At 37.4% G+C, this 446-nt stretch carries 1 protein-coding gene; it reads left to right on the top strand.

Annotated elements, in window-relative coordinates:
* Positions 1-229: 229 nt before the first annotated feature.
* Positions 230-446: hypothetical protein (locus AC3DEV_RS17060; protein WP_488372883.1), on the top strand; the 217-nt coding region annotated here is incomplete at its 3' end.

The following is a 446-nucleotide window of genomic DNA, read 5'->3' as shown; positions in this document are numbered from 1 at the left end:
ATTAGATTCAGAGAGTATGAAAGGGACATTTAGAGCCGTGTCTCAAATGGTGAATTAATTCAGTTCCCTCGTACAGAAATGTACGTTGAATAACCTACTTAATTGCTGGTAACTCCTGTAAAGTTTGACATAGGATACCATATGTAGTAATATGGCGACCCCTAAAAATTGTCAAAATAGGGACAATCAGCAGAAACTAACCCCCTGAATTATAGTAAGGAAAATACAAATGAAAAAACACCCAATATTTAAAGAATACTACATCTCAGAGAACGGGGATGTAATTAAGCAAGATAAGAACAAACCATTAAAAACCCGAGTTGGTCATTGTGGATATGTAACCGTCAGTATCTGCATCGGCAATGGTAAATCGCTTACGCGCCGAGTTCATAGGCTTGTTTGTGAAACCTATTTACCTAATCCTGACAATAAGCCAGAAGTTAACC

The sequence above is a fragment of the Dietzia sp. IBK-p2-15D genome (assembly GCF_057773105.1).
This window is presented reverse-complemented; position numbering and strand designations above follow the sequence as displayed.